A 21088-nucleotide genomic window follows, 5' to 3' on the forward strand; every position below is an offset into this window, starting at 1 on the left:
CGCGGTAATCGGAACGGAAAGCTGATATCAAAGCGAGGCCACCATCGCGGCGGCCCGCTGCGAATTCACTGCGAGCGCTATTCGCCGCTGTCGTCGTCGCGCCGGCTCATGCCGTACTTGCGCATCTTCTCCACCAGCGTGGTGCGACGGATACGCAGGCGCTCGGCGGCCCGCGCCACCACGCCACCGGCATCTTCCAGGGCCTGGTGAATGAGCCCCTGTTCCAGGTTGCCGAGGTACTCCTTGAGATCGAGCCCTTCGATCGGCAGCATCGCCTGGGCTTCGGGAACCGCCATCGGGGCGCTGATCGCTGCGCGCTCCTCCATCTCGTCATGCAGGCCGCTGGCGTACTGCTCGTCATCGTCATCGACATGACGGAACTTCTTCGGCAGCTCCATCACCCCGATGACCCCATAGGGATGCATGATCGCCATGCGTTCGACGAGATTGGCCAGTTCACGCACGTTACCCGGCCAGTCGTGCCGGCAGAGCGACATGATGGCGGCCGAGTTGAAGCGAATCGAACCGCGCTTCTCGTGCTCCATGCGCGAGATCAACTCGTTCATCAGCAGGGGAATGTCCTCGACCCGCTCGCGCAGCGGCGCCATCTCGATGGGGAAGACGTTCAGGCGGTAGTAGAGGTCCTCGCGGAAGGTGCCCGCCTCGATCATCTTCTCGAGGTCCTTGTGGGTGGCCGCGATGATCCGCACGTCGGCGTTCTGCGTACGGTTGCTGCCGACACGCTCGAAGGTGCGTTCCTGCAGCACGCGCAGCAGCTTGACCTGCATCGGCAGCGGCATGTCGCCGATCTCGTCGAGAAACAGGGTGCCGCCCTCGGCCAGCTCGAAGCGCCCGGAACGTGCCGTGATCGCCCCGGTGAAGGCGCCTTTCTCATGGCCGAAGAGCTCGCTTTCCAGCAACTCGGCCGGAATCGCACCACAGTTGACCGGCACGAACGGGCCCTGGCGGCGCTTGGAATGGTAGTGCAGGTTGCGTGCGACGACTTCCTTGCCGGTACCGGACTCGCCAAGGATCAGCACGCTGGCTTCGGTGTCGGCCACCTGCTGCATCATCTGCCGCACATGCTGCACGGCACGGCTGGTGCCCACCAGGCTGCGGAACAGGTTGGGCTCGCGTTGCCGGCTGCGCGACCTGGCCTGGTCGTACATCTCGCGATAGATCTGGGCCCGGTGCAGGGAATCGAGCAGCTTGTTGTAGCTGGGCGGCATTTCCAGACTGGTCAACACGCGGCGACGCAACTCCTCCGGCCAGTCCGCCGGTGCCGGCTCGCCGATCAGCATCAGCGGCACGTTTTCGTCCCACTTGCCCATCTGCTTGATCAGCTCGACGACACCGCCCTTGGCGGCGACTTCGCCGAGCATCACGCCGATGACGGCGCGACTGGACTCCAGCGGTGCGACGGCGTCCTGCCATTCATTGCTGGAACAGGCCAGATGATCTTCACTGAGAAAATTCAGAATGACCGCCAGGTCGCGGCGGCGGTCACAATCATCGTCTATCAACAAAATCTTGGTTTCACGCCACATCTTGTTTATAGGGCTCTAAAAGGCTGAAAAGAAAGCCTGCGCTCGCATCCATGGAAGAAAGGCGATCACACCAACGGCAGATGGCGACTAGGTTAATGAAAAAACGAACTGAGTCAAATTTATGGCGTGAATCAATAACCAACGAACAAGCAAAAAAACAGCGTTTTGCAGCAAGGGCCGCCTAATCGCTGCTACGCATGTAAAGTCGACGCTGCAGCGCTATGGAGACTAACGCGCCCAGCTTGGTGGCTCAATAATGCCATAGATTTTGAAATGATTTAACGCCGAATCACCGCCGACCCGATCCAGGAGCGGTAACGATGGACACCGAGAGGGAGAGGAAGCAGTGGCCGACGGCCTGGGCGCCGCGCAGCGGCAGGGCTCAACCGAACAGCCGGTAAACCTTGGCGCCTTGCTGGGACTGATTCAACTGCAGCAGTTCGCCAGCGATACGGCGCTGCTCGGTCTGGCAGGTAGTCACCAGCTCGCGATAAAGCCCCAGCAGCTCCTGAAGACGCTGGCGAATCACGGCTTCGTCACGCGAAGGCTGCTGCATGGCCTCCTCCACGGCCTGACGGCATTCGCGGTCGAGCATGCTTATGGCGGCCCAATCCTGCTGCGCCAGCGCATCGCGCAATGCACTGCCGGTTTCTTCGAGGCGCTTGACGGAAGCATTCATGATCGACTCCGGGGCACAGGCCCGTTGCGGCGGCTGATGCCGACCCAGCTGAAATGTTGCAACACCGATACTGCTGTTTCCTGTATCGGCAACGGCCACCGGGCCTTTAGCCGGGAGCCGGAAAAAGTTCGCAGCGTTACCGATGCGTGCCGTGGGCCTGGACGGCGTAATGGGCAAGCCGGACCCGGTCAGTAGCGCTCGCGCAACCCCGGAGGAACGCTGGGCGGAGCGACCGGTTCCCACGGCCCGTCAGGACGGCCCGAACAGTACCAATCGCCATCCCAACGGTAGTACAGGCGCTCGCGGTAGAACAGGTCGCGTCCCTCGACGACATAGACACCCAGGCGGTTATCCCAGTGCGCAGCCACATGAGGTGGCGGAGCGTAGCGCGGATGGCTCTTCTGGGTGGCCGGCGGGCGTGGCGCCGGCGGCGCCTGGATCGGTGGCGGGGCAATGACCGGCCCACTGGGCGCCGGCTCCTCCTGTGGTTCCGGCTTGGCAGGCGGCGTTTGCGGCGAGGTATCGTAGGGCGTCCCCGCACAGGCCCCGAGCAGGAGCGCCAGCCCCAGCATCGCAGCCCGCTGGCCGAACGCCTCGAGCGAATGCGAAATTGCTGGGGCCATCACGTTCATCTCCAGCCTCGTCCGAGTTCGAATGTCAGGGCGTTTCGGCCCGATCGATGACCAGGCTCACCCTGGTTTGGTCGCCGGTAGTTTCCAGCGCCTGGCTTTGACCCACCCACTCGCCTTTGGTTGCGTTGCCCTCGCGGGACACCCGCGCCACGAGGGTGACCTGGCCGAAGCTGGACAGCTTGAGCGAGGGCATCATCGCGTCGGCATCACCCAGGCTGATGCTGGCCGGCAGATCGGCAACCGTCAGGCGTTTGGCAGCCAGCGGAATCGCCGGCCCCGACACCGCACGCGCGAAGACGAAGACGCTGTCCTCGGGCGAAACGTCCTTTGCCACCTGCGGGTCCAGCGCAACATCGACCTGCAGCGTTACCGCAGCGGGTTCGGCTGCGGGCTGCTGCTCCTGTGGAGCGCCCGCCGGTTCGCCCAACTGCTCGCGCGCCCGCGCGATGCCCCCACGGATGGCTTCACGGGATGGATCTTCCTCGGGCAGGGCCGCGACCAGTTGCTCCCAGAAGCGCACCGCATCCTGATAACGCTTCTCCTCGAAGGCCGCGATGCCCAGCAGTCCGAGGCTGGTCACCTCCTCTGGATCCCCTTTGAGCGCGTCGTCGGTGAGTGTCTGCAGTTCAGCGGACCACTGACGATCGCGCGCGAAGTACAGCGCCTGAGCCCACTGCCCGAGCAGTTCCGGCTGGCGCCCGGCAAGCGCGACGACACGTTCGAAGGCCTTGGCCGCATCGGCGGGGCGCTCCTGGTTCATGTAGGTGCGCCCGAGGAAGTACCAGGCCTCGGCCGAATCCGGCTGTGCCTGCACGGCCTGCTCGAGGCGGGCGGTCATTTCCTCGATGGTGCGCGGCTGCTCGCTGAACTGGCGGGCCAGCTCCAGCTTGTCGCTGGAACCCCAGTGCAGGTAGAGCCCATAGCCGATCAGGGGCACCAGCACGGCCGCCACCAGCGGCGCGCTGCGTCCGAGCCTGGCGACCCGTGGCGTGTCGCTACCCTCGGTATCTTCCAGCAGCTCACGCGCAGCGTCGGCACGCCCCGCGTCCATTTGCTCGGCGCTCAGCGTGCCGGCGGCATGCTGGGCAGCCAGTTCGGCCAGACGCTCCTCGTACAGGGCCACGTTGAGTGCGGTACGGTCTTCCTCGGCCTGGGCACGACGGCCACGCAGGATGGGCAGCAGCAGAAAAGCCAAGGCCACCAGCAGCAATGCGCCGGCAGCGATCCAGAAATCGGTCATGAGTCTTTTTTATCCAGCAGCTTGGCGAGGCGTTCGCGCTCGGCCTCGGAAAGGGTGTTCGATGTCGGAGCATTCTCGACCCGACGGCGCCGCACGAGGATCACGGCGAGCACGCCGAAGCCCAGCGCCAGCAGGCCCGCAGGGCCGTACCAGAGCAGGAAGGTCTTGGCATTCACCGGTGGCTTGTAGCGCACGAAGTCGCCATAGCGCGCCACCAGATAATCGACGATCTGCTCGTTGCTCCGCCCTTCGTCGAGCATGCGGAAGATTTCCTGGCGCAGGTCCATGGCGATCGGCGCGTTGGAATCGGCGATGTTCTGGTTCTGGCACTTCGGGCAGCGCAGCTCCTCGGTCAGCGTGCGATAGCGCTCGCGTTCGGCTTCGTCCTTGAACTCGTAGGTATCGATGGCGGCATGGACGGTCGTGGCGAGGAACAGGCCGAACAAAGCGCCGCGGATCAGTCGTTTCATTCGTCCACCAGCTCCTGATAGAGCGCCGCCAGTTGCTCGCGCCAGACACGCTCATCGATCACACCGACGAACTTGTGGCGGATGATGCCCTGCTTGTCGATGAGGAAGGTTTCCGGCGCGCCGTAGACGCCCAGGTCCAATCCGAGCGTGCCCCGCTCGTCGCGGATATTCAACTGGTAGGGATCATGGAACTCACGCAGCCATTTCCGTGCGGAGGCATTGTCGTCCTTGTAATTGACCCCATAGATCACCACGCCCTGCTCCGCCAGGCGGTTCAACACCGGATGCTCCACCTTGCAGGCGACGCACCAGGTTGCCCACACGTTGACCAGCGCCGGCTTGCCCTTCAGATCCGCATCCGTGACCAGGCGCTGTTCGTCCTCCACCGATGGCAACGAGAACGCCGGCAGCGGCTTGCCGATCAAGGCCGAAGGCAACTCGGACGGGTCGAGAAACAGGCCCCGGTAGAGAAACACCGCGACGACCAGGAAGATCGCCAGCGGCAGCAACATCAACAGTCTTTTCACGTCAGGCTCCTTGCGCCGCCAGGCCCAGCGCTTCGCGCACCCGGGTTTTCACCTTGATCCGGTAGCGCCGGTCACTGGCCGCCAGCACGCCGCCAAGGGCCATCATCAGGCCGCCCAGCCAGATCCAGCGGACGAAGGGCTTGATATGCACCCGCACGGCCCAGGCGCCATCGCCCAGCGGCTCGCCGAGCGCGACGTAGAGATCACGGGTGAAGCCGGCATCGATACCGGCCTCGGTCATGGGCATCTGCTGCACGGTGTACAGGCGCTTTTCCGGATGCAGCACGGCGACCTGCCTGTCGCCATCGAGCACGCGGATGGTCGCCTTGTCGGAGGTGAAGTTCGGCCCTTCGTGGTGGACCGCGCCCTCGAAGACGAAGTGGTAGCCGCCCAGTTCCAGCGACTCGCCCGGGGCCAGGCGCAGGTCGCGCTCGGCGCTCTGGTGGCTGGTGAGCACCACCCCCATGGCGCAGGCGGCCAGGCCGAGATGCGCCAGGTGCATGCCCCAGTAGCTCGGCGCCAGGCTCCGTACGCCTTTCAGCAGCCCCTTGTGACGAGTCTTGTCGAGCAGGTCACGGATGCTGGCGACCACCACCCAGGCAGCCAGCAGACACACGGCCAGCACGGCCCAATTGAAGTCACCGAAGACCAGTGAACCGACACCGCCGATGATCACACTGCCGATCAGTACCGGCGTGAGCATGCCGGCCAACCATTTCAGCGGCGTGTCCTTCCAGCGCACCATGATGCCCACGCCCAGCGTCAGCATCAGCGCCCCGATCAGCGGCACGAACATGGCATTGAAGTACGGTGGTCCGACCGACAGCTTGGCCCCCGACAAGGCATCGAGCAGCAGCGGGTAGAGCGTACCGAGCAGGATCATCGCGGTGGCCACCACCAGCAGCAGATTGTTCACCAACAGCAACGTTTCACGCGACCACAAGCCGAATCCGATCTGGCTCTTGACCACCGGCGCGCGTAGCGCGAACAGCGTCAGCGAACCGCCCACCACCAGCAGCAGGAAGGCCAGGATGAACACGCCGCGCTCGGGGTCGGTGGCGAAGGCATGCACCGAGGTCAGCACGCCGGAGCGCACCAGGAAGGTCCCGAGCAGGCTCAACGAAAAGGCGGCAATGGCCAGCAGCACGGTCCAGCTCTTGAATACCCCACGCTTCTCGGTGACGGCCAGCGAGTGGATCAGCGCAGTGCCGACCAGCCATGGCATGAAGGAAGCGTTCTCCACCGGGTCCCAGAACCACCAACCGCCCCAGCCCAGCTCGTAATAGGCCCACCAGGAGCCCAGCGCGATACCCAGACCGAGGAAAGCCCAGGCCACCAGCGTCCACGGCCGCGACCAGCGCGCCCAGGCGGCGTCCAGACGGCCGCCGAGCAAGGCGGCGATGGCGAAGGCGAAGGCCACGGAGAAACCGACGTAACCCATGTAGAGCATGGGCGGATGCACGATCAGACCGAAGTCCTGCAGCAGCGGATTGAGATCGCGGCCGTCCATCGGCGACTGCGGCAACAACCGCTCGAAGGGATTGGACGTGACGATCAGGAACAGCAGGAAACCGATGCTGATGAGCCCCATCACGCCCAGCACGCGGGCCAGCATGTCTTCCGGCAACTGACGGGAGAAGATCGCCACGGCGAACGTCCAGCCACCGAGGATAAAGGCCCAGAGCAGCAGGGACCCCTCGTGGGCGCCCCAGACCGCGCTGAATTTGTAATACCAGGGCAAGGCGCTGTTGGAGTTCTGCGCGACATAGGCCACGGAGAAATCGTCGACCATGAAGGCGTAGGTCAAGCAGGCGAAGGAGAAGCCGAGAAAGGCGAACTGGCCCCAGGCGGCCGGCTGCGCCAGCCCCATCCACAGCCTGTCGCCGCGCCAGGCGCCAATCAGCGGAAACGTGGCCTGGACCACCGCCAGGCACAGCGCGAGGATCATCGCCAGATGGCCGAGCTCTGGAATCATTTCGCGTACTCCTGCTTGCCGCCCTCGTAGTGCTTCATCATGCCGCTCTTCTCGAGCGCCTGGGTGACTTCCGGTGGCATGTAGTTCTCATCGTGCTTGGCCAGCACCTCGTCGGCGACCAGCACGCCGTCGGCATTGACCCGGCCGAGCGCGACGATGCCCTGCCCTTCGCGGAACAGGTCCGGGAGGATGCCCTGGTAGGTGATGGTCACCGTTTCGGCACCGTCGGTGACGCGGAAGGCCACGCTCAGCGAATCGTTGGTGCGCTGCACCGAGCCCTCCTCGACCAGGCCGCCGGCTCGGATGCGGGTGCCTTCCGGTGCTTCACCGGCGGCGATCTGGCTTGGCGTGTAGAACAGGTTGATGTTCTGCTGCAAAGCAGACAACGCCAGCGCCACGGCGATACCCACGCCGGCGAGAATCGCCAGCACGATGAACAGACGCTTCTTGCGCAGCGGATTCACTTCAACTCCTCCCGGCGCAAACGGCGCGCCTCATCTTGCAGGTAACGCCGGCGTGCCAGGATTGGCAGCGCAACGTTGAGAATCAGTACCGCCAGGCTGATGCCATAGGAGGTCCAGACGTACACGCCATGATTGCCCATGGCGACGAAATCGGCGAAGGATGAAAAATTCACGCGCTTTTCCCCACCAGAGATTTGATCTCGCTCTTCACCCAGCTGGCCCGCGACTCGCGGCGCAGCACGTCCAGGCGCATGCGCATCAGCAGCACGGCGGCGAAGAAGCAGTAGAAGCCGAGGACCATCACCAGCAGCGGCAGCCACATCTCCATCGGCATCGCCGGCTTCTCGGTGACCTTGAAGGTGGCGGGCTGGTGCAACGTGTTCCACCACTCCACCGAATACTTGATGATCGGGATATTCACCACGCCGACGATGGCCAGTACCGCGCAGGCCTTGGCCGCGCTGTCACGATTGCTGATCGCCTGGCCCAGGGCGATGACGCCGAAGTACAGGAACAGCAGGATCAGCATCGAGGTCAGGCGCGCATCCCAGACCCACCAGGCGCCCCAGGTCGGCTTGCCCCACACCGCGCCGGTGAGCAGCGCGATGAAGGTCATCCAGGCGCCGATCGGCGCGGCCTGCTGCAACGCGACATCGGCGAGCTTCATCTTCCACACCAGCCCGACCACGCCGGCCACCGCCAGCATCACGTAGACCGACTGAGCGAGGAACGCCGCCGGCACGTGGATGTAGATGATCCGGAAACTGTTGCCCTGCTGGTAGTCCTCGGGCGCGAAGGCCAGGCCCCAGACCACGCCGACGCTCACCAGTATCGCCGCCGCCCAGGCCAGCCAGGGCAGCCAGCGGCCGCTGATCTCGTAGAACCACTTGGGGGAACCCAGCTTGTGAAACCATGTCCAGTTCATCGGATGACTCATCGTTCAGCGAAACCTGACGCGCCAGGCCTCGGCAATCACTTCATCGGCCGGATGTGTGCCCCGGCCATCGTTATGTACCGCTATTCGCCGACGCTGATCTTCAGCCCGGCGGCTATCGCAAAGGGCGTAAGCGTAACCGCCAGAGCGGTCAGGCTAGCCAGCCATAATAGATGACCGATCGCCGGCAATCCCTGCAATGCCGCCTGCAGCGCTCCGCTGCCGAGAATGAGGACCGGGATGTACAGCGGCAGGATCAGCAGCGCCAGCAGCAAACCGCCGCGCTTGAGCCCCACCGTCAGGGCCGCGCCGACCGCGCCCAGCAGACTCAGAATCGGCGTGCCCAGCAGCAGCGAGAGCAGCAGCACCGGCATGGCGCCGAGCGGCAGGCCGAGCATCAACCCCAGCAGCGGTGCCAGCAGCACCAGCGCCAGACCGGAGAAAGCCCAGTGTGCCAGTACCTTGGCGAGCACCAGAAGCGCGAGGGGGTGCGGCGAAACGACCCACTGCTCGAGCGAACCGTCCTCGAAATCACTGCGGAAAAGCCCGTCCAGCGAGAGCAGCACGGCCAACAGCGCCGCCACCCAGACCAACCCAGGGGAAATCGTTTGCAACAGTTGGCTTTCCGGCCCCACCGCCAAAGGGAACAGCGCGATGACGATGGCGAAGAACACCAGCGGGTTGGCCAGCTCGGCCGGGCGGCGGAACAGCAGGCGCGTCTCGCGCTTCAGCAGGAGGGTGAACACGCTGCTCATGCGGCCCGCTGCCCGAGGTCCAGTTCACGATAACCGGCGGGCTTCTCCAGCAGGCTGTGGTGCGTGGTCAGCACCACCAGGCCGCCTTGTTCGCAATGGTTTGCCAGGTGACGTTCCAGTTGGGCGACGCCGTGCTTGTCGAGCGCAGTGAACGGCTCGTCGAGAATCCACAGCGGCGGCGCCGAGAGGTACAGGCGCGCCAGACCGACGCGGCGCTGCTGCCCGGCGGAAAGCGTATGGCACGGCACGTCCTCGAAACCACGCAGTCCTACGGCAGCGAGCGCCTGCCAGATCGCCTCGCGGCTGGCCGGCTGATGCAGCGCGCAGAGCCAGGTGAGGTTTTCCTCCGCGGTCAGCAGGCCCTTGATGCCAGCCGCATGGCCGATCCACACCAGGTTGCGTGCCAGCTCGCTGCGCTGGGCTTCGAGTGGCTGGCCCTTGAGCAGCACCTGCCCGGCGGTCGGCTGCATCAGGCCGGAAAGCAGACGCAGCAGGCTGGTCTTGCCGCTGCCGTTGGGCCCGGATATCTGCAGCATTTCCCCGCTCTCGAGGCGCAGATCGAGCTTGTCGAAGAGCAGACGCCAATCCCGCTCGCAGGCGAGCGCCACAGCTTCGAGAAAGGGAGTTGACACGCTGGCGACACCTCAAGATGAAAAAGGCCCGGCCGCTATACTCAGCGACAGCCCCGGGCGGCCGGAATTATACATGGCAACCCTTGCCGCCGAAGGCCGCAAACGCGAAAGGTTGTAAGAGCATTTGAGGAAAGATGACCGAGATCAAGAGTGCGCAACCTCTGCCTCCAGCCAGCACGCCGCGCCAGGCCGCCGCGGCCAGCGAACTGGCGTTGAAACTGCTGCAGCCCATGCAGGGCCTGCTCAGTGCCGGTGAAAGCGCCGAGGCGGAAGTGGTCAGCATCAGGGAAGCCGCCCAGGCGTTCCAGCTGGTGCTGCGGCTCACCCTGGGCAGCGGGCGCCAGGCAACGCTCCAGGCCAGCAGCAACAAGGCGCTGGCGCCCGGCACGGCATACGCCGTCACCGCGCTTTCCGACACCCGCCTGCAGGCCTCGCCGCAGCCGGCCGGGCGCCAGCCGGTTTCAACACTCGACCTGCAGCAACTACCGGTTGGCAGCGTGGTACAGGGCCGGGTGGTCGCGACCAGCCAGCAGCCCGGCGACGATGGAAAAACGGTATTCAAGGTCGTGCTCAGCCTGCTCAATTCGCCACTGGCCGGGCAGAAGCTGAACATCGACTCAAGCAATCCCCTGCCCCTCGGCAGCCTGCTCACCGCCCAGGTCAAGGGCAGCCAATCCCTGGCGTTCCTGCCGCTGAGCGGACGCCTCGATCAGTTGCATCTCAGCGAACAACTCGGCGCCCAGCAGAATCGCCAGGCGTCGCTGGAAGGCCTGTTCAAGGCGCTGCAAGGCATGGGCGGCACACTGCCCGAGGGGCTGCGCGGTGCCGCCGAGAAGCTGCTCGGGCTGATTCCGGAGATGCAACAGCTGGGCGATGCCAAGGCCCTGGCCGCGGCGCTGGCGCGCAGCGGCGTGTTCTTCGAGGCGCGTCTGCTCGCCGGGCAGACCGACGGCCTGCAGGGCGACCTGAAGGCGGCGCTGCTGCGCCTGCTGGCGCAGATGCCCAACCTCCCCGGCAGCACGCCATTGTCCGGCGCGCAGGCCGGCGGCGCTCTCGGCCAGGCGTTGCCGGCCTTCGCCCGCAATGCGCTGGGTGCCCTGGGCCAGGGCAATCCGCGCCAGTTGGCGGTCGGTTTTCCGTTGCCCAGCAAGCTGCCACCCGGCCTGGAGGACGAAGCCGACCTGGAGCTCCTGCTCAAGCTCGCCGCCGCGGCCGTTTCACGCCTGCAGACCCACCAGCTGTCCAGCCTGGCCCAGACCCAGGTCGGCCCGGACGGCGCCCTGCTCACCACCTGGCAACTGGAACTGCCGATGCGCGACCAGCGCGAGATCGTGCCGCTGCAGATCAAGCTGCAGCGCGAGGACCCGCCCGCCAAGCAGGACCAGGAACCGGTCGAAACCCTCTGGAAGATCGAACTCGCCTTCGATGTCGCCCCACTCGGCCCGCTCCAGGTGCAGGCGCAGTTGCTGCGCGGCACGCTGTCCAGCCAGTTGTGGGCGGAACGCGGCGCCACGGCGGAGCTGATCTCGGCCGAACTCCCGCACCTGCGCGATCGCCTTCAGGCCGCGGGGCTCGATGTCGGCGAACTGGCGTGCCGCCAGGGCGTCCCGCCACAAGGGACGCGTACCACGCTGGAGCAACGCTTCGTGGATGAAACCGCATGAACGACAAGAGCCCGCGCCAGGCAATCGCCCTCAGCTATGACGGCGTGAACGCACCGAGCCTGACCGCCAAGGGTGACGACGAACTGGCCGAGGCCATCCTCGCCATCGCCCGCGAACACGAGGTGCCGATCTACGAGAACGCCGAATTGGTGAAGCTGCTCGCACGCCTGGAACTGGGCGACGAGATTCCCGAGGCGCTGTATCGGACCATCGCCGAAATCATCGCCTTCGCCTGGTATCTCAAGGGCAAATGTCCGCCCGGGTTCGACGCTGGCGGCGATGCCCCGGCACCGCCGCCGCTGCCCCTGCTCAGTGGGCCCGGGCGTTGAGCGTGGTGAACGCGCCGTCCGCCGCCGTCACCTGGGGGAAATCGTGCAGTTGCCAGGCGAAGTAGCCTTCGCGGAAGTAGAACACCCGCTGATACCCCCAGGCAACGGCCATGCGCGCCGCTTGCGCGCTGCGCGGGCAGACTTCGCTGTCACAGTAGATCACCAGCGGCAGTTCGCGCGGCCATTCCGAACCGGCCAGGCTGATGAAATCGCTGGCAAGGTCGAAGTGCACCGCACCTTCGACGTGTCCCCACAGCCACTCGCGACCGGGCCGCACGTCGATGAACACGGCGCCGAGCTCGTGCAGTCGCTTGGCCTGGAAGACGTTGACCGTCAGTGCGCCATCGACGTCCCGCGGCGCCTCTGCGGCCTGCAAGCCCAGCGGAACGATGAAAAGCATCAGGATCAGAACACGCCGCATATCGCCCTCCTCGCCCCGCAACGGGACCCGGTCGGGCCCGGTAAAACCGGCCCATGTAGGAAATTGGAAAGTCGAGGGCGATGGAGGTTCCTGCTGGTATCGGTACTATCCGGCAGGGGGCGGTGTGGGCTGGCTGTTTTTGTGGGAGCTCCGGCCCGATCTTTTGGCAAATTCGTAGGTTGGGTTGAGGCGCGCAGCGCCGAAGCCCAACATCACACCGAAACGTCGCCCGACACTCCGCTCGTTGGGCTTCGCGGAGCTCAACCCAACCTACGGCCTATCGCCGCGTGGCACGCTCCCTACGGGCCGGGCCAGGGAATCAGGAATTCTTGCGCGCCTGGTGCAGCTTGCTCATCAGTTCGGCCTCCGATTGCGAGAGACCGCAGGATTGCGTCAGGTCGTCGACGCTGGCGCCCAACCCCACCAGCTTGGCGGCCTGGGAAAAGGAGAAATTGTTGGGGTCGCGCTGTTCCAGCTGGGTGAGCTTGTCCGGTAGCGGCGCGACCAGGCGGCTCAGCTCGCGCAGCTCGTCACCCATGCGCACGCTGCCGTCGAGATAGGTGTCCAGGCGGTTGCTCAGCTCCTTGATGCGCTTGTCGCGGACGGCATCGCGCTGGCCCTGCTGCTCCGCCAGCAGCCGCTGGCGCCTGAGCAGCCACAGGCAGAAGCCCAGCAGCCCAAGGCAGCAGAAGGCCAGCGCAATCAGCGATGCGACCAGCGACGCGATCAGCATGTATCAGATGCTCTCAAGTTCCGCCCATTCTTCTTCGCTCATCATCTTGTCGAGTTCGACCAGTATCAGCAGCTCGCCGTTCTTGTTGCATACGCCCTGGATGAACTTGGCCGATTCGTCGTTGCCGACGTTCGGTGCGGTTTCGATCTCCGACTGCCGAAGATAGACGACCTCGGCCACGCTATCGACCATGATGCCGACCACCTGACGATCCGCCTCGATGATCACGATGCGCGTGTTGTCCGACACCGGCGCCGGAGCCAGGCCGAAACGCTGGCGGGTATCGATCACCGTCACCACGTTGCCGCGCAGATTGATGATACCCAGGACATAGCTCGGCGCACCCGGAACCGGCGCGATCTCGGTATAGCGCAACACTTCCTGGACTTGCATCACATTGATGCCGTAGGTCTCGTTGTCCAGACGAAAGGTCACCCATTGCAGGACAGGATCATCGGAACCCTGCGCAGACGTCATCTTCATAGCCCCACCTTCTTCAAATACCGCAATGGCGGTCGATTCTATCGTTCTTGGCCCGCACCATCGGCGCGACCCTCGTTTGCCTGGTTCAACGTGCCTGACCCGGCACCGCCTTCAGTTGCCTGACGGCGCCGCTGGCGATCAGTTCGGCCAGCGCCGTCACATCCATCAGCGCGCACATGTGCTCGATCACCGTACCGGCGAGCCACGGCCGCTGGCTGCGCTGCGTGCGCCACTTGACCTCGCGCGGGTCGAGGCGAATCGAACGGCTGACCTGATGCACCGCCAGCCCCCACTCGTACCCCTGCACCGAAATCACGTACTGCAGGCCTTGGCGGAAGTCCTCGCGGTAGCGATCGGGCATCACCCAGCGCGCGGTATCCAGCACCTTCAGGTTGCCAGCCTGGCTCGGCAGTATGCCGAGAAACCAGTCGGGCTGGCCGAACAGCGGCGTCAGCTCATGCCCGGCCAGCGGATAGATGGAACCCAGGCAGACCAGCGGCACCGCCAGCGTCAGGCCGGCCACGTCGAACAGCAGGCACTCGAAGGGCGCCTCGCCCCACTCCGGCTGCCCGCCGGCCTTGGGCCGTGGCGGCTCGCCCTCGGCCCGCGGCGCGGTATCCAGCTCGGCGACCGGCTCCACCAGCGTCACGACGGGCGCCGACAGGAGCTCGGGCTCGACGGGCGCAACCACCTCGGGCTGGACCACTTCGAGCGCCGGGGCATCGCGACGGGTATCACGCAGCCGTTCCTCGAGCACGGCGGCCTGGAACTCGTCCTGGCTGACCGATTCCGCCAGCTCGATGGCCGCGTCCTGCAGCAGCGCGTCGAGATAGGACTGCAGTGCCTGCTGGGATCGGGTTTCGGTTAGGACGGTGCGACTCATGGAACCAACTCGTGATGAAAATCTGAACAGGCTATCGGCCGCGCACGCGACAAACTTGAGCCGCTGACGCTGGCCGCCGGCATCATCTCAAGCCACCTGCGGCGAGGGCTGTATCGCCAGCAGATGCTTGAGCAACGCCCGGTAGGCGAGCACCGCGCGGCTTCCCGAATCGAACTGCGATGGCGTCAGGCCGGCACGGCTGGCGTCGCGCAGACGCGTGTCGATGGGAATGAACGCCGGCCAGAGGTTGTCCGCATAGCTCGCGCGCAGCACCTTCAGCGTATTCATCGAAGCCTGGGTACGGCGGTCGAACAGCGTCGGCACGATGGCATAAGGGAGCGCCTGCTTGCGCGAGCGATTGATCATCGCCAGCGTGCCGACCATCCGTTCGAGGCCCTTCATCGCGAGGAATTCGGTCTGTACCGGAATGATCAGCTGCTGGCTGGCAGCCAGCGCGTTGACCATCAGCACGCCCAGCAGCGGCGGGCTGTCGATGATCGCGTAGTCGAAGTCCTGCCACATCTGCGACAGGCTCTTGGCGATGACCAGGCCCAGGCCGTTCTGCCCGGGCGACTGCCGCTCCAGGGTCGCCAGCACGGTGCTCGATGGCAGCAGCGAGATGCGCTCGTGACTGGTCGACAGCAGCAGTTGCCAGGGCAGCCCCTCGGGGACGGTGCCCTGATGCTGGAACAGGTCGAAGACGCTGTGATCGAGGTTGTCGGGATCATGGCCGAAATAGCTGGTCATCGACCCATGCGGATCGAGATCCAGCACCACGACCCGCTTGCCGGCATCGGCAAGCAGCCCGGCCAGCGCGATCGACGTGGTGGTCTTGCCCACCCCGCCCTTTTGATTGGCTACAGCCCAGACTCTCATTGCTCAGTTCCTGACCGGCTTGCCCTGCCGTACCGGGCACGACGACGGTGTTTTGACGACTGCGCCTGCAGCGCCTACCTGGCCGCAGGCGGTGCAGTTTGTGTGCCAGCCCGACGCAGGGCCGCATCCGGACTGGCATTGCTACTGCCCACACCGCTGACGCTGCGACGCACGTCGAGGTTGCGCGACACCACCAGGATCACCCGCCGGTTGCGCGCGCGGCCTTCGGCAGTCGCATTGTCCGCCACCGGCTGGTACTCGCCGTAGCCTACCGCCGCCAGTCGCGAGGGGTTTACCCCTTGCGCCGCGAGCATGCGGACCACGCTGCCGGCGCGCGCGGCTGAGAGCTCCCAGTTGGTCGGAAACTTGTCGGTACTGATCGGCAGGTTGTCAGTGAACCCCTCGACATGGATCGGATTGTCGAAAGGAGCCAGAATCCCGGCGACCTTCTCGATCAGTTCGAAGGCCTGGTCATTGGGCAAGGCATCGCCGCTGGGAAACAGCAGGCTGGAGTTGAGCTCGATCTCCACCCACAGCTCGTTGCCGCGCACGGTCAACTGCTCGCTGCCGATCAGGTCGCCGAACGCCTCACGCATGCTCTGGGCGATGCTTTCCAGCGGATCGAGCGCCAGGTCCCCGTCCTGCCCAGCGGCGGGATCGTCGACCTCCGACACGTTCGGCTCGGTGGTGCGCGGTCGCTCCTCGCCCACCGGGATCGGCTTGATGGAACGATCGGTCTGGCTGAACACGCCGATCAGCGATTCGGAGAGGATTTTGTACTTGCCTTCGTTGATCGAGGAAATCGAGTACATCACCACGAAGAAGGCGAACAGCAGCGTGATGAAGTCCGCGTAGGACACCACCCAGCGCTCGTGATTTTCATGCTCTTCGGGCTGTCTGCGTCTGGCCATGGCCGTTCAGTCCATGAAGCCTTGCAGCTTCATCTCGATGGAGCGCGGATTCTCGCCCTCGGCGATGGACAACACCCCCTCCAGCAGCATCTCGCGATAGGCCGTCTGGCGCTGCACCACACTCTTGAGCTTGTTGCCCACCGGCAGCACCAGCAGGTTGGCGAACGCGACGCCGTAGATGGTGGCGACGAACGCCACGGCGATACCGCGGCCCAACTGACCGGGATCGGCCAGGTTGCCCATGACATGGATCAGCCCCATCACCGCGCCGATGATGCCGATGGTCGGCGAGTAGCCGCCCATGCTCTCGTAGACTCTCGCCGCCCGCAGGTCGCGGCTTTCCTGGGTGTAGAGGTCCACCTCGAGAACACTGCGAATGACCTCCGGCTCAACGCCGTCGACCAGCAGTTGCAAGCCCTTGCGCGCGTATGGATCGGGCTCGGTCTCGGCGACCGGCTCGAGCCCGAGCAGGCCTTCCTTGCGTGCGGTATTGCTCCAGGCGGTCACCAGAAGGATGCCGCGCGCCAGGTCGATGCGCGGCGGCACGAAGATCCAGCGGCCAATGCTCATGGCCCGCATGAATACCGCGATGGGCGTCTGCAGCAGGACGGCGCCGAGGGTGCCGCCGAGCACGATGAGCGCCGCCGGTCCGTTGAGCAGGGCCGATATGTGTCCGCCCTCGAGAAAGTTGCCGCCGACGATGGCGACGAACGCCAGCACCAGCCCGATGAGGCTGAGCACATCCATCAGATGCACGCCTCGGCAAGATTGCGGCCGATATCGTCGAGGTCGTAGACGGCGTCGCTGAGATTGGCCTTGATCACGGCCATGGGCATGCCATAGATCACGCAACTGGCCTCGTCCTGTGCCCAGACCTGGCTACCGCTCTGCTTGAGCAGGCGTGCGCCCTCGCGACCATCCGCGCCCATGCCGGTCAGGACCACCGCCAGCACCTTGCCATGAAAGGACTTGGCCGCCGAGCCGAAGGTGACATCGACACAGGGCTTGTAGTTGAGCCGATCGTCGCCCGGCAGGATGCGCACCGTGCCACGTGAGTCGATCATCATCTGCTTGCCGCCGGGCGCCAACAGCGCGAGACCCGGACGCAGCACATCACCATCCTCGGCTTCCTTGACCCGAATGCGACAGAGCTTGTCCAGTCGATCGGCGAAGGCCTTGGTGAAGGCCGCGGGCATATGCTGGATCAGCACGATGGGCGCCGGAAAACTGGCCGGCAGTTGGGTCAGCACCCGCTGCAGCGCCACCGGGCCACCGGTCGAGGTACCGATGGCGACCAACTTGTAAGCCTTGCGCTTGGGCGCGGCGGAACGTGCCGGTGCCGCCGGGGCCGACGCTGCGCCACTCGAGCCGTGTGCGGCAGGCGTGGCCATCGTCAGCCCGGCGCCACGCGACGACGTCGGCGCAGCGCTGGCGCTCGAGCTGAAGGTGCCGTAGCGACGATTGCTGCGCGAAACGGTGTGAACCTTCTCGCACAGCAGTTGCTTGACCTTGTCCGGGTTGCGCGAAATGTCCTCGAAGTTCTTCGGCAGGTAATCCACCGCGCCGGCATCCAGCGCATCGAGGGTTACCCGCGCGCCCTCGTGCGTCAGCGAGGAGAACATCAGGACCGGTGTCGGACAACGCTGCATGATCTGCCGCACCGCCGTGATGCCGTCCATCATGGGCATTTCATAGTCCATGGTGATGACGTCCGGCTTGAGCGCCAGCACCTGGTCGATGGCCTCGCGCCCGTTGGTGGCGGTGCCGACGACCTGGATATTGGGATCCGAGGAAAGGATTTCCGTGACGCGCCGGCGGAAGAAGCCGGAATCGTCCACCACCAGGACCTTGACTGCCATAAATCACTCCTAGCGGCAGCGCCCGCCCCGCGGGCGCCGCCTGACTATCAAATCCTGCGTGCGTAACGTTTGAGCATGCTGGGAACATCGAGGATCAGGGCGATGCGGCCATCGCCGGTGATGGTCGCGCCGGACATGCCGGGCGTGCCTTGCAGCATCTTGCCCAGAGGCTTGATCACCACCTCTTCCTGACCCACCAACTGGTCGACGACGAAGCCGATGCTCTGATTGCCGACGCTGAGGATGACCACATGCCCCTCGCGCTGCACTTCCCGGGCCGCACCCTGGACCAGCCAGCGCTTGAGGTAGAACAGCGGCAGCGCCTTGTCGCGCACGATGACCACCTCCTGGCCGTCCACCACGTTGGTGCGCGACAGGTCGAGGTGGAAGATCTCGTTGACGTTGACCAAGGGGAAAGCGAATGCCTGTTCGCCGAGCATGACCATCAAGGTCGGCATGATCGCCAGGGTCAGCGGCACCTTGATCACAACCTTCGAGCCCTGGCCCTTGGAGGAGAACACATTGACCGTACCGTTGAGCTGGGAAATCTTGGTCTTGACCACGTCCATGCCGACCCCACGGCCGGACACGTCGGAGATCTCGGTCTTGGTCGAGAAACCCGGCGCGAAGATCAGGTTGTAGCACTCCAGGTCGCTCAGGCGATCGGCGGCGTCCTTCTCCAGCATGCCTTTCTCGACGGCCTTGGCGCGCAGGACGTTGGCGTCCATGCCCTTGCCGTCGTCACTGATCACCAGCAGGATATGGTCGCCTTCCTGCTCGGCGGAAAGCACCACCCGGCCGGTGCGCGGCTTGCCGGCGGCTTCGCGTTCCTCGGGTATCTCGATGCCATGGTCGACGGCGTTGCGCACCAGGTGCACCAGCGGATCGGCGAGCGCTTCGACGAGGTTCTTGTCGAGGTCGGTTTCCTCGCCGACCAGCTCCAGGTTGATTTCCTTCTTCAGGCTGCGTGCCAGATCGCGGACCAGGCGCGGGAAGCGCCCGAAGACCTTCTTGATCGGCTGCATGCGCGTCTTCATCACCGCACTCTGCAGGTCGGCCGTCACCACGTCGAGGTTGGAAACCGCCTTGGCCATGGCCTCGTCGCCGCTGTTCGAGCCGAGGCGCACCAGGCGGTTACGCACCAGCACCAGTTCGCCGACCATGTTCATGATCTCGTCGAGACGCGCGGTATCCACCCGCACCGTGGTTTCGGCTTCGGCCGAGGTCTTCTCGGCAACAGCGGGCGCCGCCGGCTTGCTCAGCGCAGCGGCCTTGCCTGGTGCCGCCGGAGCCGCCTTGGCCGGCGCGGGTTTGACCGCAGCGGTCGGCGCGGCAGCGGCGGCGGGCTTGGCCGGCGCTACCGGAGCGGGCTCGGCGACAGGCGCGGAGCCGGACGAAACACTGGCGGGCTCGAACTTGCCCGGGCCATGCAGTTGATCGAGCAAGGCTTCGAATTCGTCGTCGGTAATATGGTCGCTCGTGGAGCTGCCGCCGGATTCGAGCGTCGGCTCCGCCGCCGCGACAGCTGCGCTGGCAGGCTCGAACTTGCCCTTTCCGTGCAACTGGTCGAGCAACGCTTCGAACTCGTCGTCGGTGATCTCGTCGCTGGCCGGCACGGCGACCGGCTGCGCCTCGACCACCGCAGCAGCGCTCGGGCTGGCGGAGAACTGCCCCTTGCCATGCAACTGATCGAGCAGCGACTCGAATTCGTCGTCGGTGATCTCGTCGGAGGCGGAGCCCGGCTCGGCCGCTTCGCTAGCGGGAGCCTCGATCGCATCGAGCAGTTGCTCGAATTCGTCATCGGCCGCATCGACGGTCGGCTCGGCAGCAGGCTCCGGTGTCGCCACCGCGGCCACTTCGGCCGAAGCCGGCTCGGCCAGGCGCGCCAGGGCGGCGAGCAGCTCCGGGGAAGCCGGCGTCGGTTCGACGCGCTCGCGCACCTGGGCGAACATCGCATTCACCGCGTCCAGCGCTTGCAGCACGACGTCCATCAGCTCGGAATCGACGCGACGCTCGCCCTTGCGCAGTATGTCGAAGACGTTTTCGGCGATGTGGCAGCACTCCACCAGCTCGTGTAGCTGGAGGAAACCTGCGCCGCCCTTGACCGTATGGAAACCGCGAAAAATCGCATTGAGCAACGCCATGTCATCGGGGCTGTGCTCCAGCTCCACGAGTTGCTCTGACAATAGTTCGAGAATCTCGCCGGCCTCTACCAGGAAATCCTGGAGGATTTCTTCATCGGCGTCGAAGCTCATATTCACATCCCCTAAAAGCCCAGGCTTGAAAGCAGATCGTCGACGTCGTCCTGGCCGGAAACGACATCCTCACGCATATCGGCATGCATCTGCGGACCTTCACCCTTGGAAGGTTCTTTTTCTTCTTTCTGCTTCAACTGATCGGCACGCAACTGGGCGTGGTCATGCTGGATGCCGGCGAAGCGATCCACCTGCCCGGCCATCAGCACCAGGTTCAGCAGGTTGCTTTCCAGCTCGGTAATGAGCCGGGTGACCCGCTTGATCACCTGACCGGTGAGATCCTGGAAATCCTGGGCCAGCATGATTTCGCGCAGGTTCTGCGACAGCTGGCTGCCATCGTTCATGCTGCGCTTGAGAAACTGATCGATACGCGGGACCAGCTCGCGGAACTCCTCGGCCTTCATGTCCCGCCGCATGAACCGCTGCCAGTCGGCCGTCAGGCTCTGGGCCTCGTAACTGACATAGTTGACCAGCGGCACGCATTCCTCGACCAGATCCATGGTGCGGTTGGCCGCTTTCTCGGTCATGTCCACCACGTAGGACAGGCGATCGGTGGCGTCGGTGATCTGCGACGTCTCGCGCGCCTCGCACGTGTCTATTTCCAGCTTGACGATGGCGCTGTGCAGCTCGCGTGTCAGCTTGCCGACTTCCTGGTACAGGCCGCGGTCACGCGCCTGGTTGAGCTGGTGAATCATCAGTACCGCTTCGTCGAAGCGACCCCGCTCGAGGCAGTCGACCAACTGATGGGCGTGGGACTTAAGGGTCGTTTCGAACTCGGTCATGCTGTCGTCTTGGTGCGCCATAGTGCCCTCGCGGCGT

24 protein-coding genes are annotated in these 21088 nt (G+C 65.0%); 2 read left to right on the forward strand and 22 right to left on the reverse strand.

The window, feature by feature from the left end:
- Positions 1-77: 77 nt before the first annotated feature.
- The 12 genes from IN820_RS01020 to ccmA form a co-directional block, all read right to left on the reverse strand.
- On the reverse strand, positions 78-1547 hold the full coding sequence (locus IN820_RS01020) for a sigma-54 dependent transcriptional regulator (RefSeq protein ID WP_193679183.1): 1470 nt from the start codon (positions 1545-1547) through the stop codon (positions 78-80).
- A 382-nt stretch (positions 1548-1929) separates the two neighbouring features.
- Positions 1930-2226: a flagellar protein FliT gene (fliT, locus tag IN820_RS01025; RefSeq protein WP_193679184.1), complete on the reverse strand. Its 297-nt coding sequence runs from the start codon at positions 2224-2226 to the stop codon at positions 1930-1932.
- 188 nt (positions 2227-2414) lie between these two features.
- The gene (locus tag IN820_RS01030) at positions 2415-2858 is read right to left on the reverse strand and encodes a hypothetical protein (RefSeq protein ID WP_376779344.1); all 444 of its coding nucleotides are present in this window, start codon (positions 2856-2858) and stop codon (positions 2415-2417) included.
- A 25-nt stretch (positions 2859-2883) separates the two neighbouring features.
- The gene (ccmI, locus tag IN820_RS01035; RefSeq protein WP_193679186.1) at positions 2884-4098 is read right to left on the reverse strand and encodes a c-type cytochrome biogenesis protein CcmI; all 1215 of its coding nucleotides are present in this window, start codon (positions 4096-4098) and stop codon (positions 2884-2886) included.
- The gene (locus tag IN820_RS01040) at positions 4095-4568 is read right to left on the reverse strand and encodes a cytochrome c-type biogenesis protein (RefSeq protein WP_193679187.1); all 474 of its coding nucleotides are present in this window, start codon (positions 4566-4568) and stop codon (positions 4095-4097) included. Before IN820_RS01040 ends, ccmI begins: the two co-directional genes overlap by 4 nt.
- Positions 4565-5095 (reverse strand): DsbE family thiol:disulfide interchange protein, encoded by a 531-nt coding sequence (locus IN820_RS01045; RefSeq protein WP_193679188.1) that lies wholly within the window; start codon positions 5093-5095, stop codon positions 4565-4567. The genes IN820_RS01040 and IN820_RS01045 overlap by 4 nt, the downstream gene beginning before the upstream one ends.
- Before the next feature lies 1 nt (position 5096).
- The gene (locus tag IN820_RS01050) at positions 5097-7070 is read right to left on the reverse strand and encodes a heme lyase CcmF/NrfE family subunit (RefSeq protein ID WP_193679189.1); all 1974 of its coding nucleotides are present in this window, start codon (positions 7068-7070) and stop codon (positions 5097-5099) included.
- On the reverse strand, positions 7067-7534 hold the full coding sequence (gene ccmE / locus IN820_RS01055) for a cytochrome c maturation protein CcmE (protein WP_193679190.1): 468 nt from the start codon (positions 7532-7534) through the stop codon (positions 7067-7069). Before ccmE ends, IN820_RS01050 begins: the two co-directional genes overlap by 4 nt.
- The gene (gene ccmD / locus IN820_RS01060) at positions 7531-7707 is read right to left on the reverse strand and encodes a heme exporter protein CcmD (protein ID WP_193679191.1); all 177 of its coding nucleotides are present in this window, start codon (positions 7705-7707) and stop codon (positions 7531-7533) included. The genes ccmE and ccmD overlap by 4 nt, the downstream gene beginning before the upstream one ends.
- A complete protein-coding gene (locus IN820_RS01065) occupies positions 7704-8459 on the reverse strand; it encodes a heme ABC transporter permease (protein WP_193679192.1) in 756 nt (251 codons plus the stop codon). Before IN820_RS01065 ends, ccmD begins: the two co-directional genes overlap by 4 nt.
- 92 nt (positions 8460-8551) lie before the next feature.
- Positions 8552-9223 carry a heme exporter protein CcmB gene (gene ccmB / locus IN820_RS01070; protein WP_193679193.1) on the reverse strand — a complete coding sequence of 224 codons (672 nt, stop codon included), beginning with the start codon at positions 9221-9223 and terminating at the stop codon, positions 8552-8554.
- Complete coding sequence (ccmA, locus tag IN820_RS01075) at positions 9220-9855, reverse strand: cytochrome c biogenesis heme-transporting ATPase CcmA (protein WP_193679194.1); 636 nt, start codon at positions 9853-9855, stop codon at positions 9220-9222. Before ccmA ends, ccmB begins: the two co-directional genes overlap by 4 nt.
- Positions 9856-9989: 134 nt before the next feature.
- Between ccmA and fliK the strand changes: the two genes are divergently transcribed.
- Together fliK and IN820_RS01085 are read left to right on the forward strand one after the other, a co-directional pair.
- Positions 9990-11519, forward strand: coding sequence for a flagellar hook-length control protein FliK (fliK, locus tag IN820_RS01080; RefSeq protein WP_193679195.1), 1530 nt, complete (start codon positions 9990-9992; stop codon positions 11517-11519).
- Positions 11516-11848: an EscU/YscU/HrcU family type III secretion system export apparatus switch protein gene (locus IN820_RS01085; RefSeq protein ID WP_193679196.1), complete on the forward strand. Its 333-nt coding sequence runs from the start codon at positions 11516-11518 to the stop codon at positions 11846-11848. The genes fliK and IN820_RS01085 overlap by 4 nt, the downstream gene beginning before the upstream one ends.
- On the opposite strand, the gene IN820_RS01090 is transcribed toward IN820_RS01085, so the two are convergent.
- The 10 genes from IN820_RS01090 to IN820_RS01135 all read right to left on the reverse strand — a co-directional run bounded on the left by IN820_RS01090 (position 11829) and on the right by IN820_RS01135 (position 21072).
- On the reverse strand, positions 11829-12269 hold the full coding sequence (locus IN820_RS01090) for a rhodanese-like domain-containing protein (protein ID WP_193679197.1): 441 nt from the start codon (positions 12267-12269) through the stop codon (positions 11829-11831). The genes IN820_RS01085 and IN820_RS01090 overlap by 20 nt on opposite strands.
- A gap of 319 nt (positions 12270-12588) precedes the next feature.
- A complete protein-coding gene (locus tag IN820_RS01095) occupies positions 12589-13002 on the reverse strand; it encodes a DUF2802 domain-containing protein (protein ID WP_193679198.1) in 414 nt (137 codons plus the stop codon).
- Positions 13003-13005: 3 nt separating this feature from the next.
- Positions 13006-13485, reverse strand: a complete 480-nt coding sequence (locus tag IN820_RS01100; protein ID WP_037042777.1) for a chemotaxis protein CheW — start codon at positions 13483-13485, stop codon at positions 13006-13008.
- Positions 13486-13570: 85 nt separating this feature from the next.
- Positions 13571-14368, reverse strand: a complete 798-nt coding sequence (locus IN820_RS01105) for a CheW domain-containing protein (RefSeq protein WP_193679199.1) — start codon at positions 14366-14368, stop codon at positions 13571-13573.
- Between the two features lie 87 nt (positions 14369-14455).
- Entirely contained in the window at positions 14456-15244 is a 789-nt protein-coding gene (locus tag IN820_RS01110) for a ParA family protein (RefSeq protein WP_193679200.1), read from the reverse strand.
- 74 nt (positions 15245-15318) lie between these two features.
- Positions 15319-16155 carry a flagellar motor protein MotD gene (motD, locus tag IN820_RS01115; RefSeq protein WP_193679201.1) on the reverse strand — a complete coding sequence of 279 codons (837 nt, stop codon included), beginning with the start codon at positions 16153-16155 and terminating at the stop codon, positions 15319-15321.
- A gap of 6 nt (positions 16156-16161) precedes the next feature.
- Positions 16162-16902 (reverse strand): flagellar motor protein, encoded by a 741-nt coding sequence (locus IN820_RS01120; RefSeq protein ID WP_193679202.1) that lies wholly within the window; start codon positions 16900-16902, stop codon positions 16162-16164.
- Complete coding sequence (locus tag IN820_RS01125; protein ID WP_193679203.1) at positions 16902-18014, reverse strand: protein-glutamate methylesterase/protein-glutamine glutaminase; 1113 nt, start codon at positions 18012-18014, stop codon at positions 16902-16904. The genes IN820_RS01120 and IN820_RS01125 overlap by 1 nt, the downstream gene beginning before the upstream one ends.
- A gap of 47 nt (positions 18015-18061) precedes the next feature.
- Positions 18062-20269, reverse strand: coding sequence for a chemotaxis protein CheA (locus IN820_RS01130; RefSeq protein WP_193679204.1), 2208 nt, complete (start codon positions 20267-20269; stop codon positions 18062-18064).
- A gap of 11 nt (positions 20270-20280) precedes the next feature.
- Complete coding sequence (locus tag IN820_RS01135; protein WP_193679205.1) at positions 20281-21072, reverse strand: protein phosphatase CheZ; 792 nt, start codon at positions 21070-21072, stop codon at positions 20281-20283.
- Positions 21073-21088: the final 16 nt, after the last annotated feature.

It is taken from the genome of Pseudomonas lopnurensis, from assembly GCF_015070855.1.
Taxonomy (GTDB): Bacteria; Pseudomonadota; Gammaproteobacteria; order Pseudomonadales; family Pseudomonadaceae; genus Stutzerimonas; species Stutzerimonas lopnurensis.

What these genes read in the sequence shown, in the direction of transcription:
- IN820_RS01020 (WP_193679183.1), bottom strand. Translation starts at nt 1,547, where the DNA reads ATGTGGCGTGAAACCAAGATTTTGTTGATAGACGATGATTGTGACCGC.
- fliT (WP_193679184.1), bottom strand. Translation starts at nt 2,226, where the DNA reads ATGAATGCTTCCGTCAAGCGCCTCGAAGAAACCGGCAGTGCATTGCGC.
- IN820_RS01030 (WP_376779344.1), bottom strand. Translation starts at nt 2,858, where the DNA reads ATGAACGTGATGGCCCCAGCAATTTCGCATTCGCTCGAGGCGTTCGGC.
- ccmI (WP_193679186.1), bottom strand. Translation starts at nt 4,098, where the DNA reads ATGACCGATTTCTGGATCGCTGCCGGCGCATTGCTGCTGGTGGCCTTG.
- IN820_RS01040 (WP_193679187.1), bottom strand. Translation starts at nt 4,568, where the DNA reads ATGAAACGACTGATCCGCGGCGCTTTGTTCGGCCTGTTCCTCGCCACG.
- IN820_RS01050 (WP_193679189.1), bottom strand. Translation starts at nt 7,070, where the DNA reads ATGATTCCAGAGCTCGGCCATCTGGCGATGATCCTCGCGCTGTGCCTG.
- IN820_RS01065 (WP_193679192.1), bottom strand. Translation starts at nt 8,459, where the DNA reads ATGAACTGGACATGGTTTCACAAGCTGGGTTCCCCCAAGTGGTTCTAC.
- ccmB (WP_193679193.1), bottom strand. Translation starts at nt 9,223, where the DNA reads ATGAGCAGCGTGTTCACCCTCCTGCTGAAGCGCGAGACGCGCCTGCTG.
- fliK (WP_193679195.1), top strand. Translation starts at nt 9,990, where the DNA reads ATGACCGAGATCAAGAGTGCGCAACCTCTGCCTCCAGCCAGCACGCCG.
- IN820_RS01085 (WP_193679196.1), top strand. Translation starts at nt 11,516, where the DNA reads ATGAACGACAAGAGCCCGCGCCAGGCAATCGCCCTCAGCTATGACGGC.
- IN820_RS01090 (WP_193679197.1), bottom strand. Translation starts at nt 12,269, where the DNA reads ATGCGGCGTGTTCTGATCCTGATGCTTTTCATCGTTCCGCTGGGCTTG.
- IN820_RS01095 (WP_193679198.1), bottom strand. Translation starts at nt 13,002, where the DNA reads ATGCTGATCGCGTCGCTGGTCGCATCGCTGATTGCGCTGGCCTTCTGC.
- IN820_RS01100 (WP_037042777.1), bottom strand. Translation starts at nt 13,485, where the DNA reads ATGAAGATGACGTCTGCGCAGGGTTCCGATGATCCTGTCCTGCAATGG.
- IN820_RS01105 (WP_193679199.1), bottom strand. Translation starts at nt 14,368, where the DNA reads ATGAGTCGCACCGTCCTAACCGAAACCCGATCCCAGCAGGCACTGCAG.
- IN820_RS01110 (WP_193679200.1), bottom strand. Translation starts at nt 15,244, where the DNA reads ATGAGAGTCTGGGCTGTAGCCAATCAAAAGGGCGGGGTGGGCAAGACC.
- motD (WP_193679201.1), bottom strand. Translation starts at nt 16,155, where the DNA reads ATGGCCAGACGCAGACAGCCCGAAGAGCATGAAAATCACGAGCGCTGG.
- IN820_RS01120 (WP_193679202.1), bottom strand. Translation starts at nt 16,902, where the DNA reads ATGGATGTGCTCAGCCTCATCGGGCTGGTGCTGGCGTTCGTCGCCATC.
- IN820_RS01125 (WP_193679203.1), bottom strand. Translation starts at nt 18,014, where the DNA reads ATGGCAGTCAAGGTCCTGGTGGTGGACGATTCCGGCTTCTTCCGCCGG.
- IN820_RS01130 (WP_193679204.1), bottom strand. Translation starts at nt 20,269, where the DNA reads ATGAGCTTCGACGCCGATGAAGAAATCCTCCAGGATTTCCTGGTAGAG.
- IN820_RS01135 (WP_193679205.1), bottom strand. Translation starts at nt 21,072, where the DNA reads ATGGCGCACCAAGACGACAGCATGACCGAGTTCGAAACGACCCTTAAG.